This window comes from Aeromicrobium sp. PFPM2_SD2 (assembly GCF_057364525.1).
Genome location: NZ_JBNFNZ010000426.1, coordinates 1 through 2077 on the forward strand (window position 1 = coordinate 1; position 2077 = coordinate 2077).

General features: G+C 75.0%; 3 protein-coding genes. All 3 read left to right on the forward strand.

Annotation, left to right across the window (positions count from 1 at the left end):
- Window positions 1–60: 60 nt before the first annotated feature.
- On the forward strand, window positions 61–714 hold the full coding sequence (gene pyrE / locus AC2W7G_RS14610; protein ID WP_485869079.1) for an orotate phosphoribosyltransferase: 654 nt from the start codon (window positions 61–63) through the stop codon (window positions 712–714).
- A complete protein-coding gene (locus AC2W7G_RS14615; RefSeq protein ID WP_485869080.1) occupies window positions 711–1379 on the forward strand; it encodes a TrmH family RNA methyltransferase in 669 nt (222 codons plus the stop codon). Before pyrE ends, AC2W7G_RS14615 begins: the two co-directional genes overlap by 4 nt.
- A 10-nt stretch (window positions 1380–1389) precedes the next feature.
- Window positions 1390–2077: NAD(P)/FAD-dependent oxidoreductase (locus AC2W7G_RS14620; RefSeq protein ID WP_485869081.1), on the forward strand; the 688-nt coding region annotated here is incomplete at its 3' end.

Genomic DNA, 2077 nt, shown 5'->3' on the forward strand with positions numbered 1-2077 from the left:
CGGGGGCCCCGGCCCGCCCCGCGCCGGGGGGCCGGGGCCGGACGCCCCTAGGCTGGGCGCGTGACCGGCCTCCAGGACCACCAGCGCGCGTTCATCGACCTGGCTCTCTCGCACGGCGTGCTGCGCTTCGGCGAGTTCACGCTCAAGTCCGGACGCACGTCGCCCTACTTCTTCAACGCCGGCCTGTTCAGCACCGGCCGGCGCCTCGCCGGCCTGGGCCGGCACTACGCCGCGACCATCGCCGCGAGCGACCTGGCGTACGACGTGCTGCTGGGCCCGGCCTACAAGGGCATCCCGATCGCGTCCGCGACCGCGGTGCAGCTGGCCGAGCAGCACGGGCTCGACGTGCCGTGGTGCTTCAACCGCAAGGAGGCCAAGCAGCACGGCGAGGGCGGGTCGATCGTCGGGGCGCCGCTCGAGGGGCGCGTGCTCGTGGTCGACGACGTCATCACCGCGGGCACCGCGATCCGCGAGGTCGCGGCGATCGTCGCGGAGGCGGGGGCCGAGCTGGCCGGGATCGTCGTGGCCGTCGACCGCCAGGAGCGCGGCACCGGCGAGCTGTCGGCCATCCAGGAGGTCGAGCGCGACTTCGGCGTCCCGGTGCTGCCCATCGTCACCCTGGCCGACGTCGTGGCCTACCTGCGCGAGACCGGTCTGCACGCCGAGCACCTCGACGCCGTCGAGGCCTACCGTCGGACCTACGGCGTGGCGTGAGCGAGCGCAGCGAGCGAACGAGCGGGCCTGTCACGGAGCGCGAGGACCCGTACGACGCGCCCAGCGACGTCGGCGTCGGGCCGTGGCCGGGGGAGTGGCCCGACGACCCGCGCTACGACCCCGAGCTGCTCGAGCACGGCGACCGGCGCAACGTCGTCGACGGCTACCGCTACTGGACGGTCGAGGCGATCCGCGCCGACCTCGACACCCGCCGCCACCCGCTGCACGTGGCGATCGAGAACTGGCAGCACGACCTGAACATCGGCTCGGTGGTGCGCACCGCGAACGCCTTCAACGTCGCGGCCGTGCACGTCGTCGGCAAGCGCCGCTGGAACCGGCGCGGCGCGATGGTGACCGACCGCTACCTGCACGTCCAGCACCACCCCGACGTCGACGACCTCGTCGCCTGGGCGGCAGAGGCCGGGCTCCCGCTGCTGGGCGTCGACAACACCGAGGGGTCGGTGCCGCTGGAGACCACCGACCTGCCGCGGGCCTGCGTCCTCGTGCTCGGCCAGGAGGGGCCGGGGCTCACCGAGGCGGCGCGGGCCGCCTGCGCCACGCAGCTGGCCATCGCGCAGTTCGGCTCCACGCGGTCGATCAACGCCGGGGCGGCCGCGGCGATCGCCATGCACGCGTGGGTCCGCCAGCACGCGACGCCCCACTAGGGTCAAAGCCATGACGGACCGTCTGCTCGTGATCGGCGGTGACGCCGCGGGCATGACGGCGGCGTCCACCGCGAAGCGCCTGGCCGGGGACGCGCTGGAGGTCGTCGTGCTCGAGCGCGGTGACTGGACCTCGTACTCCGCGTGCGGCATCCCGTACTGGATCGCCGGCGACGTGAAGGACCACCACGACCTCGTCGCCCGCACCCCCGCCGAGCACCGCGAGCGCGGCCTGGACGTGCGCACGCGCACCACCGCCGTCGCGGTCGACCTGGACGCCCGCACCGTGACGGCCCGCGACGAGCACGGGGTCGAGACGACGCTCGGCTTCGACCACCTCCTCGTCGCCACCGGGGCCGAGCCCGTCCGGCCGCCGCTGCCCGGCATCGACGCCCAGGGCGTCCTCGGCGTCCAGACGCTCGACGACGGGCTGAAGGTGCTGGCCGAGCTCGAGCGCGACCCGCGCCGCGTCGTGGTCGTCGGCAGCGGCTACGTCGGTCTGGAGATGGCCGAGGCGTGCCTGCGCCACGGCTCGGAGGTGACGGTGCTCGAGCGCAGCACCGAGCCGCTCGGCCTGCTCGACCCCGACCTCGGGGCCCAGGTCGCCGACGCCGTTGCGCGCCCTGGGCGTGGAGCTCGTCGCCGGGACGACCGTGACCGGCTTCCGCACCGGGCCCGACGGGGCGCGTCACCGGCGTCGA